The sequence below is a fragment of the Mycobacterium sp. 1274761.0 genome, from assembly GCF_001668615.1.
Classification (GTDB): domain Bacteria; phylum Actinomycetota; class Actinomycetes; order Mycobacteriales; family Mycobacteriaceae; genus Mycobacterium.
Genome location: NZ_LZMC01000066.1, coordinates 1 through 23,420, shown reverse-complemented (window position 1 = coordinate 23,420; position 23,420 = coordinate 1). Strand labels below are relative to the sequence as shown.

The window sequence follows — 23,420 nt, the reverse complement described above, 5'->3', positions numbered from 1 at the left end:
GCCACGTCGAGATCGGTGACTCCTTCGGCCGCCGCGAAGCGGTGCAGTCCGCGCACCGCGATCAGCGCCCGCGCCGTCAAACCGCCGACGCCGAGCCGGCGGCTACCGAAGAGCCTGACCATCGACGAGGTGCTGGCGCTGCTCGAGGGTGCTGGCGGCGACAGCGAGGCCGACAGTCCGCTGACCCTGCGCAACCGGGCCCTGCTCGAACTGCTGTATTCCACAGGCGCGCGGATTTCGGAGGCGGTCGGTCTCGACATCGACGACATCGACACGCATGCACGCTCAGTGTTGTTGCGGGGCAAGGGCGGAAAGCAGCGTCTGGTGCCGATCGGGCGTCCCGCCGTCGCCGCGCTCGACGCCTATTTTGTGCGGGGCAGGCCCGACCTGGCTCGGCGCGGCAAGGGAACACCCGCCATCTTCCTCAACGCGCGCGGGGGACGGCTGTCCCGGCAGAGCGCATGGCAAGTGCTGCAGGACGCCGCCGAGCGGGCCGGCATCACCGCAGCAGTGTCGCCGCACACCCTGCGGCACTCGTTCGCCACCCACCTTCTCGACGGTGGTGCAGATGTGCGCGTCGTGCAGGAATTGCTCGGCCACGCCTCGGTCACCACCACCCAGATCTACACCCTGGTCACCGTGCACGCGCTTCGGGAGGTGTGGGCCGGCGCGCACCCCCGAGCGCGCTAGCGGCGACTATCAGCCGAGATACTCCGACTCCAGCACCAGGTCGGGAACCAGCGACTGATACTCGACGTGTGTCTTGTGCTCGACGGTGTCCCACAGCTTGCCCTGCTGCTCACGCATGTAGGCGCGGTACTTCGGCGCGCCCGGCACAAGGACGTTGTCGGCGACGACGATGCTGCCGCGATGCAGCCAGCCGCGGTCGAGGATGCTCTGCAGATCCGTGAGATAAACGCTCTTCTCGTGGTCGATGAACACGAGATCGACCGTGGCCGCGCCGACTCCGTTCTCACCGGCCAGGGCATCGAGCGTCTTACCGCCGTCGCCAATGGTGCCGACGACGCAGGTGATGCGGTCGGCGACGCCTGCGTGCTCCCAGATGCGGCGCGCAATGGCGGCGTTGGCGGCGGCGAATTCGACGGAGATGACCTTGGCCCCGGGCGCGGCCCTGGCGATCCGCATGGCGCTGTACCCACAGTAGGTGCCCAGCTCCAGCACCAGCTTCGGGTCGGCGCGGCGCACCGCGGCGTCGAGCAGCTCGCCCTTCTCGTCACCGACGTTGGGCAGCATCGACTTCTCACCGGCGAATTCGTCGACGGCGTCGATCACGCTGTCGAGGTCGCCGCGCCGGGCGTTGGCTTCCACGTACGCGGCGCACGCCTCCTCGCGCCCGTCGCCGATCTGGCCGGTGGTGATGAAGCTGCGCATGCCCAGGCCGAAACGCCACATCGACAACCGAAGGAACGGCAGCCGCCGCTTCAAATTCATGTGCAGCAGCCTAGGTGAATTGCACAGCTGAATGGGTTTCAAGTTGCCCGCGGGTCTGCCTGCCCAGGCCGGGCGTGGCCGTTAAACTTGCCCGGATGTTCGCTATGGCCCCGGGTTGTCAAACCGCTGACGGTGGGGCCGATGTCTGACGAGGGCAGCCCAGCCGACCCGCCGGCACAGACGGGGCTGACGGGACGCCCCGCGCGGCCGATCCCCGAGCCCAGACCCAAGACCGTGCACGGGCCGGCCAAGGTCATCGCGATGTGCAACCAGAAGGGTGGCGTCGGCAAGACCACCTCCACCATCAACCTGGGCGCCAGCCTGGCCGAATACGGCCGCCGGGTGTTGCTGGTGGACCTGGACCCCCAAGGTGCCCTTTCGGCGGGGCTCGGCGTGCCGCACTACGAACTCGAACACACCGTGCACAACCTGCTTGTCGAGCCGCGAGTCTCCATCGACGACGTGCTGATCCACACGCGGGTCAAGAACTTGGACCTGGTGCCCAGCAATATCGATCTGTCGGCGGCGGAGATCCAGCTGGTCAACGAGGTGGGCAGGGAGCAGTCACTGGCGCGCGCCCTGCACCCGGTGCTGGACCGCTACGACTACGTGCTGATCGACTGCCAGCCGTCGCTGGGCCTGCTCACCGTCAACGGTCTGGCCTGCTCGGACGGCGTCATCATCCCGACCGAATGCGAGTACTTCTCGTTGCGCGGGTTGGCGTTGTTGACCGACACGGTCGACAAGGTCCACGACCGGCTGAATCCCCGGCTGGCGATCAGTGGCATCCTGATAACCCGTTATGACCCGCGCACCGTCAACGCGCGCGAAGTGATGGCCCGCGTGCTCGAGAGGTTCGGTGATCTGGTGTTCGACACCGTGATCACCCGTACGGTGCGCTTCCCGGAGACCAGTGTCGCCGGCGAGCCCATCACGACATGGGCGCCGAAATCCGGTGGAGCCCTGGCATATCGATCGTTGGCCCGAGAGGTCATCGACCGGTTCGGTTCGTGAACACGGAGACGCAGCCGGAAGAGTCGCAGCAGACGGGCTTCCTGGTTCGGCTGACCAACTTCGAGGGCCCGTTCGATCTGCTGCTGCAGCTGATCTTCGCCCACCGCCTCGACGTCACCGAGGTGGCCCTGCATCAGGTGACCGACGACTTCATCGCCTACACCAAGGCTGTCGGCCCGCAACTCGAACTCGACGAGACCACCGCCTTCCTGGTGATCGCCGCCACCCTGCTCGACCTCAAGGCCGCGCGTCTACTGCCGTCGGGGGAGATCCACGACGAAGAAGACCTGGCCCTGCTGGAGGTGCGCGATCTCCTGTTCGCGCGGCTGTTGCAGTACCGCGCGTTCAAGCACGTCGCGGAGATGTTCGCCGAACTCGAGGCGGCCGCCCTGCGCAGTTATCCGCGGGCGGTGTCGCTGGAGGACCGCTACTCCGACCTGCTGCCCGAGGTGATGCTCGGCGTCGACGCGCAGCTGTTCGCCGAGATCGCGGCCAGCGCGTTCACCCCACGTCCGGTGCCGACGGTGGGCACCGAACACCTGCACGAGCTCATCGTGTCGGTGCCCGAACAGGCAGAACAGCTGCTTGCCGAGCTGCAAAGCCGAGGCCAGGGCCAGTGGGCCACCTTCTCTGAGCTGGTGGCCGACTGTCGCGAACCGATCTTGATCGTGGGCCGCTTCCTGGCGCTGCTCGAACTGTATCGAGCCCGGGCGGTAGCATTCGACCAAGCAGAACCGCTTGGTGTACTGCAGATTTCGTGGACCGGCGACCGGCCATCCAGCGAAGAGACCGACGCCGCCGAGCCGGTAGAAGAGCCAAACGATGACTGACGAATACACCGAACCGAGTGACGACGACCGTCCCGCGTCACTGAACGGCCTGTCCGACGATGTCAGCGGAGACGACCTCGAACATCTGGGCATCGATGTCGCCGAGCCGCCCGAGATGGACGACGCCGAACTCAGGGCCGTGCTCGAAGCCTTGCTGCTGGTGGTGGACACCCCGGTGACTGTCGACGCGCTGGCGGCCGCGATCGAGCAGCCGGCCTACCGAGTCGCGGCCAAGCTGGCCGCACTGGCCGAGGAGCTGACCGCACGAGAGAGCGGCATCGATCTGCGCGAGGCGGGCGGCGGGTGGCGAATGTACACCCGAGCCCGCTACGCGCCCTACGTGGAACGACTGCTACTCGACGGTGCCCGCACAAAGCTGACCCGTGCGGCGTTGGAGACCCTCGCGGTGGTCGCCTACCGCCAACCCGTGACGCGCGCGCGGGTCAGCGCGGTGCGTGGCGTCAACGTGGACGCGGTGATTCGGACGCTGCTCGCCCGGGGGCTGATCACCGAGGCCGGTATCGACGGCGACACGGGCGCAACGACATTCGCAACGACGGAGCTGTTCCTCGAGCGGCTCGGGTTGTCCTCACTCGCCGACCTTCCCGACATCGCGCCGCTGCTGCCCGATGTCGACGTCATCGACGACTTGAGCGAAACCCTGGACGAGGAACCGCGGTTCGCGAAGCTGGGAACCCAGCCACCGCGCGGCGAGCAGCCGATGTCCTTCGACGTGGACAAAGACTGATGGCTGATCCCCAAGAGGGCGTGCGGCTGCAGAAAGTGTTGTCGCAGGCCGGAATTGCGTCGCGGCGTGTGGCGGAGAAGATGATCGTCGACGGCCGGGTCGACGTCGACGGCAAGGTGGTCACGGAACTCGGCACCCGGGTGGACCCGGCCGTGTCGGTGATCCGGGTCGACGGCGCGAGGGTGATGCTCGATGACACCCTGGTGTACCTGGCGGTGAACAAGCCGCGAGGAATGCACTCAACGATGTCCGACGACCGCGGCCGGCCTTGCATCGGGGATCTGGTCGAACATCGAGTTCGCGGAAACAAGAAGCTGTTTCACGTCGGCCGCCTCGATGCCGATACCGAAGGCCTGATGCTGCTCACCAACGACGGCGAGTTGGCCCACCGGCTGATGCATCCGTCGTTCGAGGTACCCAAGACCTATCTCGCGACGGTGGTTGGCACCGTACCCCGCGGTCTGGGCCGCAAACTGCGCGACGGAGTCGAGCTCGACGACGGTCCCGCTCGCGTTGACGACTTCGCGGTGGTCGACGCGGTGCCCGGCAAGACGATGGTGCGTGTCGTGCTGCATGAAGGCCGCAAGCGCATCGTCCGCAGAATGCTCGCTGAAGTCGGGTTCCCGGTGCAGGAACTGGTGCGCACCGACATCGGTGCGGTAGCCCTGGGCGATCAGCGGCCCGGCAGCATCCGCGTGCTCAACCGCAGCGAAATCGGCGCGTTGTACAAGGCGGTCGGGCTTTGAACGAGTCTGTCGTGATCGCGGTCGACGGGCCCGCGGGAACGGGAAAGTCTTCGGTATCACGGGGTTTGGCGCGGGCACTCGGTGCGCGGTATCTAGACACCGGCGCGATGTACCGCATCGTCACGTTGGCGGTCCTGAGAACCGGTGCCGACCTTGGCGACACGCCGGCCGTCGAGCAGGCGGCCGCCGAGGTTCCCCTGTCGGTGGGCTACGACCCGGACGAGGACCGCGCATATCTTGACGCCGAAGACGTCTCGAGCGAAATCCGGGGCGACGCGGTGACGAAAGCGGTCTCGGCGGTGTCGGCGGTGCCTGCCGTTCGGGCCCGTTTGGTGGGACTCCAACGCGAGCTTGCCGAGGGCCCAGGCAGCGTGGTGGTGGAGGGCCGCGATATCGGCACGGTGGTGCTTCCTGGGGCGGACGTGAAGATATTCCTGACGGCGTCGGCCGAGGAGCGGGCGCGGCGGCGCAACGAGCAGAACCTCGCCAACGGCCTGCCCGGCGACTACGACGCAGTGCTGGCCGATGTGAAGCGCCGCGACCACCTCGATTCGACCCGTGCGGTGTCGCCGCTGCGGGCGGCCGATGACGCGGTGGTCGTTGACACCAGCAACATGACCGAATCCGAGGTCGTCGATCATCTGGTGGAGCTCGTCAGGCAGCGTGCGGGTGCGTCGCGATGACGGACAGCGATGGTACTTGGACTGACGAAAGCGATTGGGAACTAGTCGATTTCGATTCCGATATCGATGGCGAAGGTGTCGCCGAGGACGCCGGTCCGCCTCCGGTTGTCGCCGTGGTCGGACGTCCGAACGTCGGCAAGTCGACGCTCGTCAACCGCATCCTCGGTCGCCGGGAAGCGGTGGTGCAGGACGTTCCCGGTGTGACGCGCGATCGCGTCTCCTATGACGCGAGCTGGGTGGGGCGCCGGTTCATGATCCAGGACACCGGCGGGTGGGAACCCGATGCGAAAGGCCTGCAGCAGCTGGTGGCCGAGCAGGCGTCGGTGGCGATGCGGACGGCGGACGCGATCATCCTCGTGGTGGATGCGGTCGTTGGCGCGACGGCGGCGGACGAGGCGGCGGCGCGGATCCTGCGCAGATCCGGCAAGCCCGTGTTCCTGGCCGCCAACAAGGTGGACAGTGAGCGTGGCGAGGCCGACGCGGCGGCGCTGTGGTCGCTGGGAATGGGGGAGCCGCATCCGATCAGCGCGATGCACGGACGCGGTGTGGCTGACCTGCTCGATCGCGTCGTCGAGGCGCTGCCGGCGGTGTCGGAGGCCGGCGCGCGCGGGGGCGGCCCGCGGCGGGTGGCGTTGGTGGGGAAGCCAAACGTCGGCAAGAGCTCGCTGCTGAACAAGCTTGCCGGGGATGAGCGCGCTGTGGTGCACGACCAGGCAGGCACCACCGTCGATCCGGTGGATTCACTGATTGAATTGGGCGGCCGCACATGGCGTTTCGTCGACACGGCGGGGTTGCGCCGGAAGGTCGGCCAGGCCAGCGGGCATGAGTTCTATGCATCGGTGCGCACCCACGGTGCTATCGATGCGGCCGAGGTGGTCATCGTGTTGATCGATGCCTCGCAGTCGCTGACCGAGCAGGATCAGCGGATCCTGTCGATGGTGATCGAAGCGGGACGGGCGTTGGTGCTGGCGTTCAACAAGTGGGACCTGGTCGACGAGGACCGGCGCTACGACTTGGCACGGGAGATCGAGCGAGAGCTTGCGCAGGTGCAGTGGGCGCCGCGGGTGAACATCTCGGCGAAGACGGGGCGGGCGGTGCAGAAGCTGGTGCCCGCGCTGGATACGGCGTTGGAGTCGTGGGAAACCCGGATCTCTACCGGCAGGCTCAACACGTTCCTCAAGGAAGTGGTGGCGGCCACACCGCCGCCGGTGCGCGGCGGTAAACAGCCCCGCATCCTGTTCGCCACCCAGGCGGCAACGCGGCCGCCGACGTTCGTGTTGTTCACCACCGGCTTCCTGGAGGCCGGGTATCGCCGTTTCCTGGAGCGGCGGTTGCGGGAGACGTTCGGTTTCGAGGGCAGCCCCGTCCGCATCAACGTGCGGGTGCGGGAAAAGAGGGGCGCTCGGCCTCGATAGGTTGGCAGGGTGCCCGTCGTCGACATGATCCTCATCGTGTTGGCGGGCGGCGCGGCGGGAGCCATCAACAGCCTCGTCGGCTCGGGCACGCTCGTCACGTTCCCGACGCTGGTGGCGCTGGGCTATCCGCCGGTGGTCTCGACGATGTCGAACGCGATTGGGTTGATCGCCGGCGGGGTCTCGGGCACCTGGGGATATCGGCGGGAGTTGCGCGGCCAGTGGCGCCGGCTCCGCTGGCAGGTGCCCGGGTCGTTCATCGGTGCCCTGATCGGGGCGTGGTTGCTTCTACACCTGCCCGAGAAAGTGTTCACCGAAGTGGTGCCGGTGCTCTTGATCGCGGCGCTGATCCTGGTAGTGCTCGGGCCGAAGATTCAGGACTGGGCGCGCAGGAGGGCAGAGGCGGCGGGTCAGTCGCCCGACAAGGTTTCTCGGGCCCGGATGGCGGCGTTGGTGTTCGGGACCTTCGCTGTCGGCGTCTACGGCGGGTACTTCACCGCGGCGCAGGGGATTCTGCTGATGGGTGTGATGGGCGCCTTGCTGCCCGAGGATGTGCAGCGGATGAACGCCGCCAAGAACCTGCTCGCTTTGATCGTCAATGTTGTTGCCGCCGTTGCCTATATGACGGTTGCGTTCGACAGGATCAGCTGGCCGGCGGCGGGTTTGATCGCGCTGGGTTCGCTGATCGGCGGGTTCCTCGGCGCGCACTACGGTCGGAGGCTGTCGCCGAATGCCCTGCGGGGGTTCATCGTCGTGGTTGGGCTGATCGGGCTGTATCGGCTGTTGACGATCTAGAAATTGCGGCGCGACGACTCCTGTTCGAGGACGGCGTCGAGGTCCTTGAGTCGCTCCATGGAGGAGACCGCCCTTCTGGTGCGGTTGTTTCTGGCCAGCCGGTCCTTATGGCGATGCACGAACGCCCAATATCCCGCAGTGAACGGGCAGGCGTCGTCTCCCAGACGCTTCTTTGGGTCATAGGCGCAGTCACCGCAGTGGTCGCTCATCTTGTTGATGTAGGCCCCGCCCGATGCATAGGGCTTGGTGGCTAACCTGCCGCCGTCGGCGTGTTGGCTCATGCCGACCACATTCGTCGGCATCACCCATCGGAATCCGTCAACGAAGGCGGTGGCGAACCACTCCGTCAGCTCGGCGGGGCAGTAGCCGCGTTGTAGGGCGTGATTACCAAGGACCATGAGTCGCTGAATGTGGTGGGTCCACCCGCGGTCGCGCACGCCTTGGAGGGCCCGGCGCAGACACTCGGCGGTGACGGCGTCGGCGTCCAGGTCGCGCCACCACTGCGGCAGCTTGGCGTGGGCGCCGAGCTCGTTGTTGCGCACGTAGGCCGGCCCGAAGTGCCAATAGAGGTGCCACATGTACTCCCGCCAACCGAGGATCTGCCGGATGAAGCCTTCGGCCGCCGCCAGCGGCGCGCCGTCTCGGCGGTAGGCCGTTTCGGCGGCCTCGACGGCGTCGAGCGGATGCAGCACCCCGAGATTCAGCGGGACGGACAGCAGCGAGTGCGACATCGCCCAGTCCTGGCCCATGATGGCGTCTTCGTAGCGGCCGAACGTCGGCAGGCGATGCTGAATGAAGCGGTTCAGAGCCAGTTGAGCTTCGGCCGGTGTGACGGCAAAGAGTCTAGGGCCGTCGCGCCCGACGACGTGGGGTAACTGCATGCGGTCGAGATCGTGGCGGACTTGTTCATCGATATCGTCTTCGCGGGGCTTGTACGGTCCCGCAACCTGCAGCGTCGCTTGCTTTCTCGGCGGTGGCTCCCGATTCTCCTCGTCGTAGTTCCATCGATTGCCCACAGGGTCTGCGCCGTTCATCAACACGTCGAAGCGCCGGCGCTGGTCGCGGTAGAAGTCCTCCATGCGAAACCGTGTACGGTTCCCGGCCCACTCGGCGAAATCCTTGCGTGGTAGCGCGAAGGTCGGTGTGGGCAGGACGTCTGCGACCAGACCTCTTTCCTTGAGCCGATGGACGAAACGCTCGGCGGCGTGAGACGTCGGCTCGTGGACAAGGACGGGGCGGCCGAAGCGCTCGAGGGCTTGGGTGTAGGTGTCCGTTCGCAGCAAGGTGGCCCGGTCGCCGAGGTCGCGATCGGCATGGCGCAGAGCCGACAGGACGAGGTGAAGCTTCTGCCGGTGGTAGGGACGCTTGCGCAGCGCTGAGGTGGCCTCTACGAGCAGCACCTCTCGGTGAGCATGTTCGCCGGCGTGGGTGGCCGGCCCTAGTTGGTCGGCGAAGAGCCACAGCGGGGTGTCATCACGGGCTGTCATGACACGGAGGTACCCGCTGGAAGCGGTTGGGATTGTGACGGCCTGCTGGGGTAGGCTCACGTGCTGCTGGCGGTCGCATCCGACGGCACCGGGCTGTGGCGCAGTTTGGTAGCGCACTTGACTGGGGGTCAAGTGGTCGCAGGTTCAAATCCTGTCAGCCCGACTAAGATTCGAGCAGATCAGAGGCGGTTTCGGAACAATCCCGGGGGCCGCCTTGATTGCGCAGCTAAGACCTGGATAGCGACGCGGATAGCAACGGCACCTCAGATGTCGAGAATGCCCAGCTGGTCGGCCAGCCCGTCGACCACCGATCGCGCTGTCGTGTCGGACGTGTGCCCGTAGATGTCACCGGGCACCGCGATCGACGAATGTCCGAGCAGGTCGGCGCACGCCTTGATGTGCACGCCTGACTCCAACCAGGCCACCGCCGTACTGTGCCGCAGGGTATGAACACCGATGTCGGCCATGCCTGCCTTCTGCGCAGCGATCTGGACCGTCCGCAGGATGTTGCGCGGGGTCGACCGGGGTTCCCAGCTCGGTGGCGAATACAAGATCATGGTCGCGCCACTGGTCCCCAGCCGCCAGGCGCTCGGTGTCCTGCTCGGCGCGGTGCGCCCGCAGCATGGCGACCAGAGGAACTGACAGCGGGATGCACCGCCGAGACCGTTTGGTCTTGGGTTCGGTAATGGTCAGGTCACCGCCGACGCGCCCGAGCGTGCCGCGCACGGCCACGGTGCGAGCCTTCAGGTCGACGTCAGACCAGTGCAGGGCAAGGGCCTCACCTCGCCGCATGCCGATACCGGCGACCAAGACCAGCTCGTCAGCGGCGGGGTGTTGCGCTTCAGGGCCAGCAGGGTCGTAGTCATCAGCCGACGATGGATTGCTGGTGGCATGATCAGCGACGTGGCGAAAACCTCCACGCCTCCGCAGCTACAGGGATTGCACCACCTCGGATTGTCGATCACAGACATCGAGCGCAGTGTTCGGTTCTACTGCGACATCCTCGGGGCAACGCTGTTGATTGCTGATGCAAGTGAACCCGACCGGCGCTTCTCCGGTCGGATGGCGATCTTGCTGCTCGGGGGCAACATCCTTGATCTGTGTCAGCACCCGACGAATCCCGGTGAGCAGTTCGATCCGGCTCATACTGGGTTGGATCATCTCGCTCTGCAGGTGGACTCAAGGGCGTCCTTGCAGGATTGAGCGGAGTGGATCGACCAGTGCCATGTTCGCATTCCGACATCCGCGCGGTCGCCGGTGACCTCGGTGTCGTGTTTGACTTCGTCGACCCAGACGGTGTCCAGATTGAGCTGATACATATGAACCTCGGCTGACCCGGGTCGACCCGGCTTACGCACTGCTCTGCCCGTATTGCTGCGAGTGGAGCGCGAAGGACGTCTAATCCGGGCATGGATCGCATCTGGCAGTGGGCGTGGGATCGGTACGGGGCTAGGTATTCGTGGGTGATTTACGCGATCACGTTCTCCGTAATGCTGCCGCAATATGTCTTGACGGCCTTCGTCGTTGTCGCCTTCGAAAGTTCCGGTCGCTACGTCGAGGCAGCCGCCGTAACGGTTGCCGCCGTGCTGGTCGTGGCGTACGCGATGATTCTTCCCGGCCTGGGCGGCAGCCGCCTTGCGGAGCAGTGGGCAGCCAGCCGCGAGGTCGATCCGGCCAACGCACTGAACGCCACCTACACCTATTCTCGGACGACGGTTGTCCGAGGGGTGGCTTGCAACGCCGTTTTCGCAGCCATGCTGCTTGTAGTTGTCGGTGCGATCGCCGGGGCGGGCGGGTCGCGGCTAGTCCAGTTCGGGATCATGGGCGCCGCTACTGGAACTGTTTTGATGCTGATCGGTTTTCACAGTTTCATTGAAGGAGCGATGCGGCCAGTGCGGGCGGCCCTCGCCGGTGACACTGGCCTCGGTGACTCCCTGCCCCGCTCGCGCCCGACCTTCGCCGCCTGGTCAAGCGTGACCATGGTCGCGGTCGCGGGCGCGTTCGCTGTCGCGGGCGCGTGGCTGGACGCCGTCATCGATCGGGGCAGAGAGAACCCGGTTCTTTCCATCGTGATCGGGTGTACGTTGGCGCTTTTCTTCGCGGTGCCGATCACCGTCGGCGCTGTGTTTTCACCGTCCCTGCGACCCATTCGCGACCTCGCAGAAGGAACCGAACGAGTCGCGGCGGGTGACTACAGTCGCCGCCTGCCGGTAGTTCAGGACGACGACCTCGGCGCACTCGCGGCATCGTTCAATAGGATGCAAGCGGGTTTGGCTGAGCGGCAACGACTGCAGGCGGCGTTCGGAACCTACGTCGACCCCGCCCTTGCGGCGCGACTGCTTGAGCAGGGCGACCACGTCTTCACCGGGGAGCGCCGCGAGGTGACCGTGATGTTCGTTGACATCCGCGACTTCACTCCCTTCGCCGAAGCCCACACCGCCGAGGACACCGTCGCCCGCCTCAACGCGCTGTTTGAAATCGTGGTGCCTGCTGTCGTTGATGCGGGTGGGCACGTCAACAAGTTTCTTGGCGATGGTGCCTTGGCGGTGTTCGGCGCCCCGAACGACGTCGCGGATCACGCCGACGCGGCAGTGGCCGCAGCCGTCGAAATCCAGCGCATCGTTGCCGGACGATTCAAAGACGAGCTGCGCATCGGCATCGGTATCAACACCGGTAAGGTGATCGCTGGAACCATCGGCGGCGCAAGCAAACTCGAGTTCACCTTGATCGGCGATGCCGTCAACGTCGCCGCCCGCGTCGAGCAGCTCACCAGAACTACCGGCGACGCGATCCTTCTCACCGAGCAGACTGTCGATGCGCTGGCGTCGTGTCCACCCGGTCTCGTGGATCGCGGATCGCATGCGCTGAAAGGGAAGTCAGCCGAGGTGCAGGTCTTCGGTTTCGACGTCGAGGGACTTCCGTCGGCTTAGTGCATGACCCAACCCGCCGAGACATTGATAGCTTGTCCAGTGATGCCGCGTCCGTCCTCTGATGCGAGGTATCGAACCATCGCTGCCACTTCACTCGCGTCCAGCATCCGCTTCTGCGGCACGAGGGGAAGATAGATATTTTCTAGCGCCTCATCGGTGGTGAACCCGTGCATCGTGGCCAAGCCCGCGAGCTGATTCTGGATGAAGGGCGTGTCAATCAAGCCTGGACAGACCGCGTTGACCGTGATCCCATCGGTCGCCGTTTCCAACGCTATGACGCGAGTCAGACCTATCACGCCGTGCTTCGCCGAACAGTAGGCGGCCTTTCCGGGGTCGCCTCTCTTTCCATTGACCGATGAGATATTGATGATGCGGCCCCAGCCGTTGCGGCGCATCTCCGGCACGGCGGCCTTGATCAACAGGAACGAACCGGTCAACATCACACCGAGCAACCGATTCCACTGTTCAAGCGGAAACTGCTCAACCGGTGCGACATGTTGGACACCGGCGTTATTGACAAGGATGTCAATGCGTCCGTGAGACTCCATGAGGCGCTGAACCATTGCGGAGACATCGTCGGGGACGCTCACATCCCCGCCTGCCGACTCCGCGCTGCCGCCAGCGGTTCGAATGCCGTCGGCGACCGCTCCTGCGGCCTCAGCAATTAAATCCTGAACAAGCACATGTGCACCCGCACCACCGAGTTCTTCGGCGATGGACGCCCCGATCCCGCTGCCAGCACCTGTGACGATCGCAGTTCGTTCGGCGAGCACACCTCGTCCCATGACGACCCCCGTCCGTACGCAGCAACCATAGCCCGATGAGCAGCAGGGGCGATCGGGCTTTCACCGTCAGAATCTCGATCGATGACCCGCCGGGAGGCCGTCGACGCCGGGCGGACATGTCACGACGTTCCTCGGCGATGGAGCGCTGGCCGTCTTCGGCGCTGACTGAACCGGTAGCTACGACGCGACGCCGAATAGCATCCACTCGCCGGGCACACCCTTCAGTGCGTGAGCGCCACGATCCTCAAACTCAAGCCCTGACCCGATCACCAGATCACGCAGTGTGCTCGATACCAACACCTCATTCGGCCCTGCCAAGGCGCTCACGCGCGCACCGATGTGAACGGCGATCCCGCCGATGTCATCACCACGAACCTCACACTCACCGGTGTGCAGCCCGGCCCGCACTTGGATGCCCAATGCTTGCACCGCATCACGGATCGCCAAGGCGCAGCGGATCGCTCGCTGAGGACCGTCGAACATCGCAAGGAAACCATCGCCTGTGCTGTTCACCTCACGGCCCCGAAATCGGTTGAGTTGTGCGCGGACGACGGCGTCGTGGGCATCAAGTAGCGCATGCCAGTCGCGGTCGCCCATCTCTGCGGCTTGTCGCGTGGAATCGACGATGTCGGTGAATAGCACTGTGGCGAGAACCCGATCGTCGGCTACATCGGCCTGATGGCCGGTCAGAAACTCGGCGATCTGTTTATACGACTCGCGCCATGGCTCGACGAAGTGATACATGTTGCGGCCCGGCAGCTCAACGTATTTCGCTCCTGATATGTGATCAGCGATGTACCTGCCCCACTCGGGCGGAACGACCGAGTCGTTGGCGTGCTGGACGACGAGGGTGGGCACGCGGATTGCCGGAAGTAGAGGTCGCACATTTAACTCGGCCATGTAAGACGTCATGAGGGCGATAGTGCCTGGGCTTGCCGCCAGACGTTCGTGCCGTGCCCAGGTCGCGCGGATTTCCTCGTTCCATGGCATGTCCGGATTGGATAGGTGATGGAACTCGCCGGTGCCCCACATGGCGGAATAGGCAGTGACGGCCTCTTCGAGGGTCACTCCTTGAGTGCGTCGGGCAAGAGGGTCCGCGAAGCCGTCAAGAACGATTAGCGCGTTCGTCCGTGACGGGTATGTCGCTGCGAACAGCGCCGCTTCCGGGAATGTACCGCCGACCGCGACGAGGACCGCTTCAGTGCTTTCGAGATCGTCCAGGACCGCCGTGATGCTGTCGGCTCGCAGCTCCAAGGTCGGCAACGCGGTGTAATCGGACACCCCCAAGCCGGGCTGATCGAAGTAGATGAGTCGACCAAGCGATGTCATCGCCTCAACCCAACCTTGGATATACGGCAGCTCGGGAAAGCCCTCACAGTTTGTGAACTGCGGGCAAACAAACACTATGTCCCGGGGCCCCTCCGGTGACGTGCGGTAGGCGACGCGCAAGTCCCCGTTCATCGCATACCGCGTTTCCGAGAACACGGCGGAAGTGTAAGCCGAAGCGCACGTCAGATCGTCGTGTCAGGCAGAGCTCAGGGGAGGATTACCAGGTTGGGCGGCACCGGCGCGCCGGAACAGACAAGTTTGAGCCGGTCTCGAAGACCACCCCGAGGTCACCACGCAATCATGAAGGCACCTTCGGCTTGATCTCCTCGATCACCCATTGTGCGTAATCGAGGTAGGCATTCATGTCGTTCACCGGCGGGATGGGCACCGATGACATCGTCACTCCCAACTCGGCGAACCGGCCAAGCCGGTCAATGATCTCCGTCGCCGTCATGCCGGGCCGCTGGGTCGGATCGTCGACCACTACGTGGCCCTCACCGACCAGCGAGGTACCCATTCCGTAGCACACTTCGAATGGGCCGCCATCGTATTCCGGTTGAGACTTGATGAAATCGATCTTGGCGGGGAAGTCTTCGGGCTGGGTGAGGAAGGGGAACCAACCGGACGCGAACCGCGCCGCCCGTTTGAGTTGCGCTTCTGCATCGCCGCCAATCCAGATTGGCGGATGGGGCTTTTGAACCGGTTTGGGCGCAAAGGAGACCTTGTCGAACGACACATACCTCCCGTCGAAGCTGGGCGTCTCGTTGGTCCACAGTTCGATGATGGCGGCGAGATACTCATCGGCGATCCGCCCGCGTTCATGGAACGGGACGCCGAGGATCTTGAACTCTTCCTCGTCCCATCCGACGCCGAAGGTGCACATGATGCGACCGCTGCTCATCCAATCGGCAGTCGCCAACGCTTTCGCCATGATGACCGGATGCTGCAGCGGCAGCAGCGTGACACAGGAGTTCACCGGAATAGATGTCGTGGCTCCCGCAAAGTAGGCCTGCGCGACGGTGGAGTGGAAGTAGTGCGGTCCCGACAAGTCCACATGCGAGTGGGGAACGATGAAGTGCTCTGGTACAGCGAGCATGTCGTAGCCCAGTTCTTCGGCGCGTTTGGCCATGATCACTTGATCGGCACCGGTGACGCTGAACTCCCATGGTTGGGTTAGCGCTTGTAGCTCCATCATGTGCGGCATATTGAATGCGAACTTCATGGCCACCATCATCTCGGGGCAGTACGCGGCGCGGGCCATACCAACCAAATCGAACTCCAAGCGCATGGACGTATGGTTCCCGCAGCCCGGCGGGGCCGATCGCCTGACGCCCGCGACGCCATTCACCCCTTGACGACACTGGGGGTCAAGTGGTCGCAGGTTCAAATCCTGTCAGCCCGACGCAGGTGAAAGCCGTTTCCGAGACTCGGGAGCGGCCTAATTTTATGCCGTACCCAAACTGTGTACCCAAACCATTCATGCGAGTTCACTACCGCGTAGTCAGATGCGAGACTGACCGGATGGACATCTCGCTGTGGCTCGAGCGACGGGTAGGAATGCCGCTGCTCAATTTGCACGACAGGATTTACAAAGGAACCAATGGGCGAATCGGCCATCGCATACCCGGCGCGCCACCTAGCCTGCTACTTCACACCGTCGGAGCTAAGACGGGACAGCAACGAACCAACTCGCTTACCTACGCCCGAGACAGCGGCCGCTATCTGGTCGTCGCATCGAAAGGTGGTGATCCGCGGGCGCCCGGCTGGTACCACAATCTGAAGGCTAAGCCCGAGGCCGAAATTAACGTCGGTCGCAAACGTATTGCCGTCACTGCGACACCCGTCCTGCCTGACGATTCCGATTACGCCCGCTTATGGGAAATAGTCAACAAGAACAACTCAAACCGATACCGGAACTACCAGAGCAGAACATCCCGCCCAATCCCGGTTATCGCGTTGACGCCTAGGAGCTGAGGCCGAGCGCCGCTCCGAGTCCATCGACGGGTACGGCGGAACCACGCGCACCCACACTCCGCCGGGACCAGCCGGGAACAGCGCACAAGGTCTACGGCTGGGTGTCGTCCGAAAGCAGCGAACCGATCACCCGCGGCTCGACGGAGCGCGTCGTCGTCGACGCCGAAGTATTCGCCCCCGCCGACCTACCCATCGGTGCGTACGACCTCGTCGACCTACGTCGTCATGCGCGGCCAATGCCAGCCGCATGCCCTCGGCATCGGGCCCCCACCCACGAGCCGACCCCTCCATGGCGGTGAACAGAAAAGGTCACCACCTGACCGCCGGGTCCCCCAAGCGACATCCGCGACCTTAAAAATTGCTCATCTCTAGACCGAAAACATGTACAGCGTCTGACTTGCCCTTCAGAACGTGGGGACCACGGTCACGGAGTCCTGCTGGGCGAGATGTCAGGGCATCGACGCACTGCTGGGTGAGAAGAGTTCCGTCCCCCGTGGTCTTGGTCAACTGCTCGACACGAGCAGCGACATTGACAGCGTCACCAATCAGCGTGAACTCCAGCTTGCCGCCCCCGCCGATAGTGCCCGCGATCACCGTGCCGGTGTTGATGCCGATCCCGATGCGCAGTGTGCCCTCGAACCGCTCAACCACGAGACGCTGGATCAGGACGGCGGCATCGAGCGCGGCATCGGCGTGATCCGCAAGGTCATTGGGAGCGCCGAAGACCGCCAGCGCGCCGTCTCCAAGGAACTTGTTCACATGTCCACCGGCATCGACGACGGCTGGGACGACGATCTCGAACAAGGCGTTGAGCCGAGCAACGACATCCTCGGCAGGGTTGGCCTCGGCGAACGGCGTGAAGTCGCGAATGTCGACAAACATCACCGTCACCGCGCGACGCTCACCGGTGAACACGTCGTCGCCCTGTTCGAGGAGTTTGGTCGCGAGGACGGGGTCGACGTAGGTGCCGAACGCTGCCTGAAGTCGTTGCCGCTCAGCCAAACCGGCCTGCATCCGGTTGAAGGACGCCGCCAGCGCACCGAGGTCGTCGTCTTGTACCACCGGTAGACGTTGGCTGTAGTCACCCGCCGCAACACGCTTTGTTCCCTCGGCGAGATCACGAACGGGCTGCAGGGACGGTGAGAATGCGGTTCCGACAGTGATCGGCACCGCGAAGGCGAGAGTCAATGCCGCGGCGATCGCCACGGCAGTCCAGGGACCATGCCGAGCGAGATCCAGCGCGCCCGCGATCATCGCAGCCCACAGTGCGAAAGCAAAGATCGCCGCGATCATGGATAGGTTCGACCAGGCGGCAAACGTCGGGCGGGACCGCGGCAAGGAGTCACCTATTGCCGTGCCACCGCTCAAGTCGAGCCGAACTGGCCGTAGCGCCGCTTCCAACACGCTATGCGGACCAATCAATGAAATCGCGAATCCGAGGACTGCGCCCAGCATTGCGTACTGAACCAGCCGCGACCCGGTTGCGCCGGAAACAGCAGCGACAACAACCACCAGGATGGAAGGCCAGATCGCGCTTAAAAAGATCCAACGAGAAACCATCCGGCGCGCCAAGGCGTAAGTGGTTTCCAGGGCGTGTATCCGATCGACCTCCACGCCAGATGCCCAACGCTCCACGAGGCGCATCTGCCTCCAACCAGGGAGGCAAACCGTGGCCAAAAAGACCGCAACGCCGACGACGGTCACAGCTGTCGCCTCGATGTAGTGATCCGACCTTTCCCAAGCGACGACGAAAATCGATATAGCTAGCCAGCCCGGCATAGTGATGGCCAACAAAACCACGCTTATCGCCCACGAATACCTCGGCCCGTACCGATCCCATGCCCACTGCCAGATGCGATCCATGTCGGGAGGCTAAACGCATCAGACTGGTGGTCAATGCGATATGCGCCCGGACCGATCGGTAATGCGGGATTCTAAGCGGCATGGAGCAATACCGTCGCGGTGAGCTTGTGTTCGATGTCATGGATGAGGGGCCACCTGATGGGCCGGTTGTGGTGTTGTTGCACGGCTTCCCGCAGTTCAACACGAGTTGGAACGCGGTGATCGCCCGGCTCACTGCACAGGGCTACCGCTGCCTGGCCCCTAACCAGCGGGGCTACTCGCCCGGTGCACGACCGACGCGGCGGCGCGACTACCGCGTACCCGAACTAGTGGAAGACGTCCGGGGGCTGATTGATGCCAGCGGCGCGCAGCGAGTGCACCTCGTCGGGCATGACTGGGGTGGCGTGGTGGCGTGGGGAGTCGCGGCCGAGATCCCCGACCGCCTGGTGTCGCTGTCGACGTTGTCTGTTCCCCACCCCGCCGCTTTCCTGCGGGCGCTGATAACCAGCAGGCAAGCGTTAGCGTCGTGGTACATGTACTTCTTCCAGTTGCCCCGCATTTCGGAACGGGTTCTGCTCGGCAGCGGCCGAACCGGGGAGATGATGTCGAAGTTGTTGCAGTCGTCGGGCAAGCAAAGCCCCGACGCCGCTGATCGCGATGCCCGCGCGATGGCTGAGCCCGGAGTGCTCACCGCCGCCCTCAACTGGTACCGCGCGATGCCCCTGTCGTTCACGCGCCAAGTCGGCGACAAGATCACCGTCCCGACAATGTATGTATGGAGCGACGGCGACACTGCACTCCTGAGTAAGGCTGCCCGCGACTGCGGGCGCTACGTCAGCGGCGAGTACCGCTTCGAGACACTTCACGGCACGCACTGGATGCTCGACGAGCAACCCGACGCGGTGGCAGATCTGCTGCTCGACTGGTTCGCCGCCCACCCCATTAGGTAAGTCGCTATTTGTGCGGTACAGGCGGACGAATCAAGGCTTGCACCCGCTGCTGTCGGTAGTGACGCAAACAGAACACCCACGCGGCGTGCCGATGTCGAAGATGACACTGGGGTTCAAGTTCAAATCCTGTCAGCCCGACCAGTGCGACGTAGGGACATCGTTAGCAGAAGTCCCCGGGCATGATTTCCACCTTGATTGCTTTCGGGTGAGTTTCCCTATTCGCGCCACTAAGCCGCGCAGAGACCAGCGCCCGACGGCGGGTGGACACCGCACGGGTGGTTGACGCGTTTACTGAATAAGCCTAGCCGAATACCTTGCCAAGGACCGCGCCACTTTCGTCGTCCTCCAGTACCGGAGTGGCCTCAATGTGCATGTATTCCTGCCACTCGGAAACCATCTCGAACACCGGCTTCGGGTCTGATGCCTCGATCACTGCGCATCCCTTGCCGTTCATGCCGAACCAGCGACCCACTTGCGTTGCGCCTTGCGGCGGTGCACCACCTGTTTTGAGGAAATGCTCGGCCGCGGGACGTACCAACGAGGGCTCCGACAGATGCCATTGAACCAGATACTTCATGTTTGTTCCTTCCCCGATGAAAATTGACCGCCGCGGAACTATTAACATGTGGAAACTGTTCTCCCAGCAGAGAATCAATGTGCACACGAGGCGCGGCGATCGTCCGAAGTATGGCAGCGCCAAGACAATGCGACTGCGGAAACGGCTAAGCTGCAATGAATACTTTGCCACTGCAACGAAACTGGTACGGCCTACGTCTGAATTTGTCGCTACTTTCGGCCGAATTACCTGAAGGTCAATATCTTTGAGGATTCTGATATGCGCGCTGTCGTCGAAGAGTAACCTCTAGCTTCATTGACCGGGCTGGCTGCCGCTGACTAAACCAAACTGTCGGCCGTTGTCCGAGCCCACATCGGGCGGCCGTGACTGAATGTTGGCTGAACGGGGTACTCACCAGCGGCTTGAGACGACAAGGAGGCCGCCGTGACCGATCCGTCGCTGACCCAATCGCCGCGGCGCCTTCCCCGCCACACCCGTATCGCGATCGTCGGCAGCGGCTTCTCCGGGCTGGGCGCGGCGGTCAAGTTGGATCAGGCGGGCCATCGCGACTTCGTCGTCCTCGAACGCGGCAACGACGTGGGCGGTACCTGGCGCGACAATTCCTACCCCGGCGCGGCCTGCGACGTGCCGTCGCATCTGTACTCGTACTCCTTTGCCCTGAATCCGAATTGGACCCGCTCGTTTTCTCGCCAGTCCGAGATCGAGGACTACATCCGCGACGTCGCCAAGCAGGCCGGTGTCCTAGACCGGCACTTCTTCAATTGCGACGTCACCAGGGCCGCGTGGCAGGAGGAGCGGGGCCACTGGGAGATATCGACGACCGAGGGAACACTGACCGCCGACGTGCTGGTCGGCGGGTTCGGTGCGCTGGCCGAACCGTCGCTTCCCGACATCCCCGGCATCGACGGTTACGGAGGCGAGATGTTCCACTCGGCGCAGTGGAACCACAACGCCGACCTGACCAGCAAGCGCGTCGCGGTGATCGGCACGGGCGCCTCCGGCATCCAGATCGTGCCGGCCATCGCCGATATCGCCGCGCACATCGACGTCTACCAGCGCACGGCGCCGTGGCTACTGCCGCGCTTCGACCGCCCCTTCACCCGAGCAGAACGGTGGGTCTTTCGCAACATCCCCGGCGTGCTGTGGCTGGCCCGCGCCGGCATCTATGCCGCCCGCGAAACGCAGGTGCTCGGGCTCGCGAAAAACCCGCGCCTGATGAAACTGTTCGAGCTGATTTCCCGCACAAAGATCCGCACTGAGATCAAGGATCCCGCGCTGCGGCGCAAGGTCACGCCGAACTTCCGCATCGGGTGTAAGCGGATGCTCATCGCCAACGACTGGTATCCCACCCTCGACCGTGACGACGTCGATCTCGTCACCGAGGGCATTCGTGAAATCGAGGGCAACAGCATCATTACCGAGGACGGCGTCGCGCGGGAAGTCGACGCCATCGTCGTCGCGACAGGATTCCATGTCACCGACTCACCGATGTTCGACGTCATCTGCGGAAGCGACGGACGAAGTCTCAGCGAGACTTTCGCCGATAAGGGCATGCGCGCGTACAAGGGCACCGCGGTAGCCGGGTTTCCGAACTTATTCGTGCTGGTCGGCCCGAACACCGGGCTCGGCCACACCTCGATGGTCTACATGATCGAATCCCAACTGAACTACCTCGTCGACGCCATCGACACCATGACAACGCACGGCCTCGCACGCGTCGAAATCCGCCAAGACGTGCAGGACGCCTACAACGACGAGCTGCAGCGCAAGCTGGCCAACTCGGTATGGATGACGGGCGGGTGCGCGAGTTGGTATTTGGACGCCCACGGAAACAACACCACCTTGTGGCCGGACTTCACCTTCCGATTCCGTCAGCTCACCAAGCGCTTCGACACCGAGGCCTATGAGACATCCCCCCGAGTCGTCGCGGAGCACGCATGAGATCCGATGAGAGCAAGGTCGCTGTCGTCACCGGCGCCGGCTCCGGCATCGGCCGGGCGTTGGCCATCGAATTAGCGCGCCGCGGAAGGCGTCTGGCGATCTCCGATATCAACGAAGACGGCCTGTCGGAGACGGCGGAAACGATCGCCTCGACGAGCGCCAAGCCGCACTCGGAGCTGCTCGACGTCAGTGACCGCTACGACATGCGCACCTACGCGTCGTCGGTTGCCGAGCATTACGGAGTGATCCACGAGGTCTACAACAACGCCGGGGTCGCAGGCGGCGCCGTGCCGGTGATCGACTGCGAATACGAGACCTACGAGAAGATCTTCGCCATCAACCTCTGGGGAGTCATCAACGGCACCAAGGAGTTTCTGCCATATCTGATCGAGTCGGGCGATGGCCACGTCGTCAATATCTCGTCGTTGAACGGCCTGATGGCGCAGGCGTCCATGAGCGGCTACTGCACCAGCAAGTTCGCCGTCCGCGGATTCACCGAATCGCTTCGGGCCGAGATGCTCGCCGCCGGCTTCCCGGTGAAAGTCACCGTCGTGCACCCGGGCGGCATCGCCACGAACATCGCCACGTCGGCATTGACCGACGCCGAGCGAGAAGGACGTGAGATCACCGAGGCGCAGCGACAACGGGCCGAGGCCTACAACAAAAAGCTACTCAAGATGCCGCCCGACCGCGCTGCGCGCATCATCGTCGACGGGGTCGAGGCCAACAAGGGCCGAATCCTGGTCGGGAACGACGCGAAAGGCGTCGACCTGTTGGTCCGCCTCCTTCCGCGTGCACATCCGCGATTTGTGCGCTTCTGGGAGAAGCGCACGTTCGGCTCGGACTGAGCGAAATCGCTCGTCGAATCGACTCCGTGGTTGGTCTCGTCCGAGCCGCTTGAAGCCTTCATAACACGTTGCGTCAACCGGCATTTGGCGGTGGAGGACCGACCTTGGTCAAGGTCAGCTTGTTTGCGCCGCTGTAGGCAGAGCCAGTGCATATCCCGGGTTCGCGATAGGAACGAAGGCCGCGGTTGGTCGCCGCGTCCCAGGTGTAATTCATCGGCAAGCTGTGCGTAGAGCCGTTCTCACATGTGAGCGCGTTCGGCGTTTCGATTCCGAGGGCCATCCACCAACCAACCTGCCAGTAGGCGTTCCCGCTCCAGCCGGGATATTTCCGCTCGGTGTCGCCAGCACCGTACTCGGCGACGTGCACACACTGAGGGATGTCGTCCTGGCACGGGGTGATCACCCATGTGACCGTCCCCCACGGGTAGGCGGCATCGTAGGTACCGACTGCGTTTTGCGTAATGTCGTCCGTAGCGTTCGCCGGACCGGCCAACGTGGCTGCGGTGACGCCGCCCGCAAGGACGGACACCGCAATCGCCCCCCTGAGTCCCATTGGGCTCCTTCGGTTTGCTCCCTGTCATCGCAGTATGCCCAAAACAAGGAAACTTACCCGGCGGACAGGAAACTCTTGCTTGCCGGTAGCGGACTCTGGCCCTCGGAGTGGTTACGGGTGCGTCGTAGTTTGCGGAGTATTTCTTCCGTCACCTACATCGCCAAATCACCAGAAGGACCCATCATGAACGCTTCGCCCACCACTCGCATCAAGTACGCCGCAACGCTCGTCGGCGCACTCGGTATTCTCTTCCTCGCCCCTGCGACCGCACACGCCGTCGACAACGAGCCGACACCTGGCGGCGGCTGCACCTACACCGACGCCGACGGCTATCCCATCCCGATCGACGACGGCCAGGACGTCTTCGTCGACGGCAAGATCGTCAGCTGCCGCGGCGGCAAGATCGTGGTCACCACGGCGCCGAAGCGCAACGTGGTGCGCGCACCAGTGATCAAGGGCAACCTCCCCGTCCTCACTCAGCCCTGATCACAATCAGTCGGCCCGCCACCCTGGGGGGAGGGGGT

At 64.1% G+C, this 23,420-nt stretch carries 26 protein-coding genes, 1 tRNA gene and 1 pseudogene; 18 read left to right on the top strand and 10 right to left on the bottom strand.

All coding sequences use genetic code 11. The features are described 5' to 3' along the window. Nucleotides 1-690: tyrosine recombinase (locus A5651_RS14550; RefSeq protein ID WP_231988689.1), on the top strand; the 690-nt coding region annotated here is incomplete at its 5' end. Between the two features lie 9 nt (nt 691-699). Here the strand turns inward: A5651_RS14550 and A5651_RS14545 are convergent. Continuing rightward, the gene (locus A5651_RS14545; RefSeq protein WP_066981808.1) at nt 700-1,452 is read right to left on the bottom strand and encodes an O-methyltransferase; all 753 of its coding nucleotides are present in this window, start codon (nt 1,450-1,452) and stop codon (nt 700-702) included. Nucleotides 1,453-1,593: 141 nt separating this feature from the next. On the opposite strand from A5651_RS14545, the gene A5651_RS14540 reads away from it, so the two are divergent. The 7 genes from A5651_RS14540 to A5651_RS14510 all read left to right on the top strand — a co-directional run bounded on the left by A5651_RS14540 (nt 1,594) and on the right by A5651_RS14510 (nt 7,680). Further along, nucleotides 1,594-2,466: a ParA family protein gene (locus A5651_RS14540; protein ID WP_066981805.1), complete on the top strand. Its 873-nt coding sequence runs from the start codon at nt 1,594-1,596 to the stop codon at nt 2,464-2,466. Beyond that, nucleotides 2,463-3,296 carry a segregation/condensation protein A gene (locus A5651_RS14535; RefSeq protein WP_066981802.1) on the top strand — a complete coding sequence of 278 codons (834 nt, stop codon included), beginning with the start codon at nt 2,463-2,465 and terminating at the stop codon, nt 3,294-3,296. Before A5651_RS14540 ends, A5651_RS14535 begins: the two co-directional genes overlap by 4 nt. Nucleotides 3,297-3,411: 115 nt before the next feature. Then, a complete protein-coding gene (scpB, locus tag A5651_RS14530; RefSeq protein ID WP_369803953.1) occupies nt 3,412-4,044 on the top strand; it encodes an SMC-Scp complex subunit ScpB in 633 nt (210 codons plus the stop codon). Beyond that, a complete protein-coding gene (locus A5651_RS14525; protein WP_066981799.1) occupies nt 4,044-4,790 on the top strand; it encodes a pseudouridine synthase in 747 nt (248 codons plus the stop codon). Before scpB ends, A5651_RS14525 begins: the two co-directional genes overlap by 1 nt. Further along, on the top strand, nt 4,787-5,473 hold the full coding sequence (gene cmk, locus A5651_RS14520) for a (d)CMP kinase (RefSeq protein WP_066981796.1): 687 nt from the start codon (nt 4,787-4,789) through the stop codon (nt 5,471-5,473). Before A5651_RS14525 ends, cmk begins: the two co-directional genes overlap by 4 nt. Beyond that, nucleotides 5,470-6,888, top strand: coding sequence for a ribosome biogenesis GTPase Der (gene der, locus A5651_RS14515; RefSeq protein WP_066981793.1), 1,419 nt, complete (start codon nt 5,470-5,472; stop codon nt 6,886-6,888). The genes cmk and der overlap by 4 nt, the downstream gene beginning before the upstream one ends. A 9-nt stretch (nt 6,889-6,897) precedes the next feature. Beyond that, nucleotides 6,898-7,680, top strand: a complete 783-nt coding sequence (locus A5651_RS14510; RefSeq protein WP_066981790.1) for a sulfite exporter TauE/SafE family protein — start codon at nt 6,898-6,900, stop codon at nt 7,678-7,680. Here A5651_RS14510 and A5651_RS14505 read toward each other — a convergent pair. Next, a complete protein-coding gene (locus tag A5651_RS14505) occupies nt 7,677-9,167 on the bottom strand; it encodes a cryptochrome/photolyase family protein (protein ID WP_156662917.1) in 1,491 nt (496 codons plus the stop codon). The two genes, A5651_RS14510 and A5651_RS14505, sit on opposite strands and share 4 nt — an antisense overlap. Nucleotides 9,168-9,256: 89 nt before the next feature. On the opposite strand from A5651_RS14505, the gene A5651_RS14500 reads away from it, so the two are divergent. Next, a tRNA-Pro gene (locus A5651_RS14500) sits at nt 9,257-9,330 on the top strand. Nucleotides 9,331-9,430: 100 nt separating this feature from the next. Here the strand turns inward: A5651_RS14500 and A5651_RS26250 are convergent. Continuing rightward, nucleotides 9,431-9,634 (bottom strand): tyrosine-type recombinase/integrase, encoded by a 204-nt coding sequence (locus tag A5651_RS26250; RefSeq protein WP_066981786.1) that lies wholly within the window; start codon nt 9,632-9,634, stop codon nt 9,431-9,433. Between A5651_RS26250 and A5651_RS26245 the strand changes: the two genes are divergently transcribed. Then, nucleotides 9,624-9,809 (top strand): hypothetical protein, encoded by a 186-nt coding sequence (locus A5651_RS26245; protein WP_255361816.1) that lies wholly within the window; start codon nt 9,624-9,626, stop codon nt 9,807-9,809. The two genes, A5651_RS26250 and A5651_RS26245, sit on opposite strands and share 11 nt — an antisense overlap. On the opposite strand, the pseudogene A5651_RS26240 reads toward A5651_RS26245, so the two are convergent. After that, a pseudogene (locus tag A5651_RS26240) lies at nt 9,750-9,959 on the bottom strand (site-specific integrase); the annotation flags it as partial. The gene A5651_RS26245 and the pseudogene A5651_RS26240 overlap by 60 nt on opposite strands. Between A5651_RS26240 and A5651_RS14490 the strand changes: the two are divergent. The 3 genes from A5651_RS14490 to A5651_RS14485 all read left to right on the top strand — a co-directional run bounded on the left by A5651_RS14490 (nt 9,930) and on the right by A5651_RS14485 (nt 12,097). Beyond that, nucleotides 9,930-10,370 (top strand): VOC family protein, encoded by a 441-nt coding sequence (locus A5651_RS14490; RefSeq protein ID WP_066981783.1) that lies wholly within the window; start codon nt 9,930-9,932, stop codon nt 10,368-10,370. The pseudogene A5651_RS26240 and the gene A5651_RS14490 overlap by 30 nt on opposite strands. A gap of 5 nt (nt 10,371-10,375) precedes the next feature. Further along, entirely contained in the window at nt 10,376-10,501 is a 126-nt protein-coding gene (locus A5651_RS26235; RefSeq protein WP_255361815.1) for a hypothetical protein, read from the top strand. Between the two features lie 75 nt (nt 10,502-10,576). Then, nucleotides 10,577-12,097: an adenylate/guanylate cyclase domain-containing protein gene (locus tag A5651_RS14485; RefSeq protein ID WP_066981780.1), complete on the top strand. Its 1,521-nt coding sequence runs from the start codon at nt 10,577-10,579 to the stop codon at nt 12,095-12,097. On the opposite strand, the gene A5651_RS14480 is transcribed toward A5651_RS14485, so the two are convergent. The 3 genes from A5651_RS14480 to A5651_RS14470 form a co-directional block, all read right to left on the bottom strand. Continuing rightward, a complete protein-coding gene (locus A5651_RS14480; protein WP_066981777.1) occupies nt 12,094-12,882 on the bottom strand; it encodes a 3-hydroxybutyrate dehydrogenase in 789 nt (262 codons plus the stop codon). The two genes, A5651_RS14485 and A5651_RS14480, sit on opposite strands and share 4 nt — an antisense overlap. Before the next feature lie 177 nt (nt 12,883-13,059). Next, nucleotides 13,060-14,367 (bottom strand): adenylate/guanylate cyclase domain-containing protein, encoded by a 1,308-nt coding sequence (locus tag A5651_RS14475; RefSeq protein WP_066981774.1) that lies wholly within the window; start codon nt 14,365-14,367, stop codon nt 13,060-13,062. Between the two features lie 142 nt (nt 14,368-14,509). Beyond that, complete coding sequence (locus tag A5651_RS14470; RefSeq protein ID WP_066981814.1) at nt 14,510-15,433, bottom strand: TIGR03619 family F420-dependent LLM class oxidoreductase; 924 nt, start codon at nt 15,431-15,433, stop codon at nt 14,510-14,512. Nucleotides 15,434-15,732: 299 nt separating this feature from the next. On the opposite strand from A5651_RS14470, the gene A5651_RS24955 reads away from it, so the two are divergent. Continuing rightward, complete coding sequence (locus A5651_RS24955) at nt 15,733-16,185, top strand: nitroreductase family deazaflavin-dependent oxidoreductase (RefSeq protein ID WP_082943774.1); 453 nt, start codon at nt 15,733-15,735, stop codon at nt 16,183-16,185. A 351-nt stretch (nt 16,186-16,536) separates the two neighbouring features. Here the strand turns inward: A5651_RS24955 and A5651_RS14465 are convergent, their stop codons facing one another. After that, nucleotides 16,537-18,048 carry an adenylate/guanylate cyclase domain-containing protein gene (locus A5651_RS14465; protein ID WP_066981771.1) on the bottom strand — a complete coding sequence of 504 codons (1,512 nt, stop codon included), beginning with the start codon at nt 18,046-18,048 and terminating at the stop codon, nt 16,537-16,539. Between the two features lie 80 nt (nt 18,049-18,128). On the opposite strand from A5651_RS14465, the gene A5651_RS14460 reads away from it, so the two are divergent. Continuing rightward, entirely contained in the window at nt 18,129-18,977 is an 849-nt protein-coding gene (locus A5651_RS14460) for an alpha/beta fold hydrolase (protein ID WP_066981767.1), read from the top strand. A gap of 301 nt (nt 18,978-19,278) precedes the next feature. On the opposite strand, the gene A5651_RS14455 is transcribed toward A5651_RS14460, so the two are convergent. Next, nucleotides 19,279-19,554, bottom strand: a complete 276-nt coding sequence (locus tag A5651_RS14455) for a DUF3303 domain-containing protein (RefSeq protein WP_066981763.1) — start codon at nt 19,552-19,554, stop codon at nt 19,279-19,281. 423 nt (nt 19,555-19,977) lie between these two features. Between A5651_RS14455 and A5651_RS14450 the strand changes: the two genes are divergently transcribed. Together A5651_RS14450 and A5651_RS14445 are read left to right on the top strand one after the other, a co-directional pair. After that, on the top strand, nt 19,978-21,495 hold the full coding sequence (locus A5651_RS14450; RefSeq protein ID WP_082943773.1) for an NAD(P)/FAD-dependent oxidoreductase: 1,518 nt from the start codon (nt 19,978-19,980) through the stop codon (nt 21,493-21,495). Then, a complete protein-coding gene (locus A5651_RS14445; RefSeq protein ID WP_066981760.1) occupies nt 21,492-22,343 on the top strand; it encodes an SDR family oxidoreductase in 852 nt (283 codons plus the stop codon). The genes A5651_RS14450 and A5651_RS14445 overlap by 4 nt, the downstream gene beginning before the upstream one ends. A 73-nt stretch (nt 22,344-22,416) precedes the next feature. Here the strand turns inward: A5651_RS14445 and A5651_RS14440 are convergent, their stop codons facing one another. Next, the gene (locus A5651_RS14440) at nt 22,417-22,896 is read right to left on the bottom strand and encodes a hypothetical protein (protein WP_156662915.1); all 480 of its coding nucleotides are present in this window, start codon (nt 22,894-22,896) and stop codon (nt 22,417-22,419) included. A 183-nt stretch (nt 22,897-23,079) separates the two neighbouring features. Between A5651_RS14440 and A5651_RS14435 the strand changes: the two genes are divergently transcribed. Continuing rightward, nucleotides 23,080-23,382 carry a hypothetical protein gene (locus A5651_RS14435; protein WP_066981753.1) on the top strand — a complete coding sequence of 101 codons (303 nt, stop codon included), beginning with the start codon at nt 23,080-23,082 and terminating at the stop codon, nt 23,380-23,382. Nucleotides 23,383-23,420: the final 38 nt, after the last annotated feature.

Excerpts from the sequence above, each read along its gene's own strand:
- A5651_RS26245 (WP_255361816.1), top strand. The coding sequence starts at position 9,624 with ATGTCGGCCATGCCTGCCTTCTGCGCAGCGATCTGGACCGTCCGCAGG.
- A5651_RS14455 (WP_066981763.1), bottom strand. The coding sequence starts at position 19,554 with ATGAAGTATCTGGTTCAATGGCATCTGTCGGAGCCCTCGTTGGTACGT.
- scpB (WP_369803953.1), top strand. The coding sequence starts at position 3,412 with ATGGACGACGCCGAACTCAGGGCCGTGCTCGAAGCCTTGCTGCTGGTG.
- A5651_RS14460 (WP_066981767.1), top strand. The coding sequence starts at position 18,129 with ATGGAGCAATACCGTCGCGGTGAGCTTGTGTTCGATGTCATGGATGAG.
- A5651_RS14540 (WP_066981805.1), top strand. The coding sequence starts at position 1,594 with ATGTCTGACGAGGGCAGCCCAGCCGACCCGCCGGCACAGACGGGGCTG.
- A5651_RS14545 (WP_066981808.1), bottom strand. The coding sequence starts at position 1,452 with ATGAATTTGAAGCGGCGGCTGCCGTTCCTTCGGTTGTCGATGTGGCGT.
- A5651_RS14445 (WP_066981760.1), top strand. The coding sequence starts at position 21,492 with ATGAGATCCGATGAGAGCAAGGTCGCTGTCGTCACCGGCGCCGGCTCC.
- A5651_RS26250 (WP_066981786.1), bottom strand. The coding sequence starts at position 9,634 with ATGGCCGACATCGGTGTTCATACCCTGCGGCACAGTACGGCGGTGGCC.
- der (WP_066981793.1), top strand. The coding sequence starts at position 5,470 with ATGACGGACAGCGATGGTACTTGGACTGACGAAAGCGATTGGGAACTA.
- A5651_RS14480 (WP_066981777.1), bottom strand. The coding sequence starts at position 12,882 with ATGGGACGAGGTGTGCTCGCCGAACGAACTGCGATCGTCACAGGTGCT.
- A5651_RS14435 (WP_066981753.1), top strand. The coding sequence starts at position 23,080 with ATGAACGCTTCGCCCACCACTCGCATCAAGTACGCCGCAACGCTCGTC.
- A5651_RS14525 (WP_066981799.1), top strand. The coding sequence starts at position 4,044 with ATGGCTGATCCCCAAGAGGGCGTGCGGCTGCAGAAAGTGTTGTCGCAG.
- A5651_RS14440 (WP_156662915.1), bottom strand. The coding sequence starts at position 22,896 with ATGGGACTCAGGGGGGCGATTGCGGTGTCCGTCCTTGCGGGCGGCGTC.
- A5651_RS14465 (WP_066981771.1), bottom strand. The coding sequence starts at position 18,048 with ATGGATCGCATCTGGCAGTGGGCATGGGATCGGTACGGGCCGAGGTAT.
- A5651_RS24955 (WP_082943774.1), top strand. The coding sequence starts at position 15,733 with ATGGACATCTCGCTGTGGCTCGAGCGACGGGTAGGAATGCCGCTGCTC.
- A5651_RS14505 (WP_156662917.1), bottom strand. The coding sequence starts at position 9,167 with ATGACAGCCCGTGATGACACCCCGCTGTGGCTCTTCGCCGACCAACTA.
- A5651_RS14485 (WP_066981780.1), top strand. The coding sequence starts at position 10,577 with ATGGATCGCATCTGGCAGTGGGCGTGGGATCGGTACGGGGCTAGGTAT.
- A5651_RS14470 (WP_066981814.1), bottom strand. The coding sequence starts at position 15,433 with ATGAAGTTCGCATTCAATATGCCGCACATGATGGAGCTACAAGCGCTA.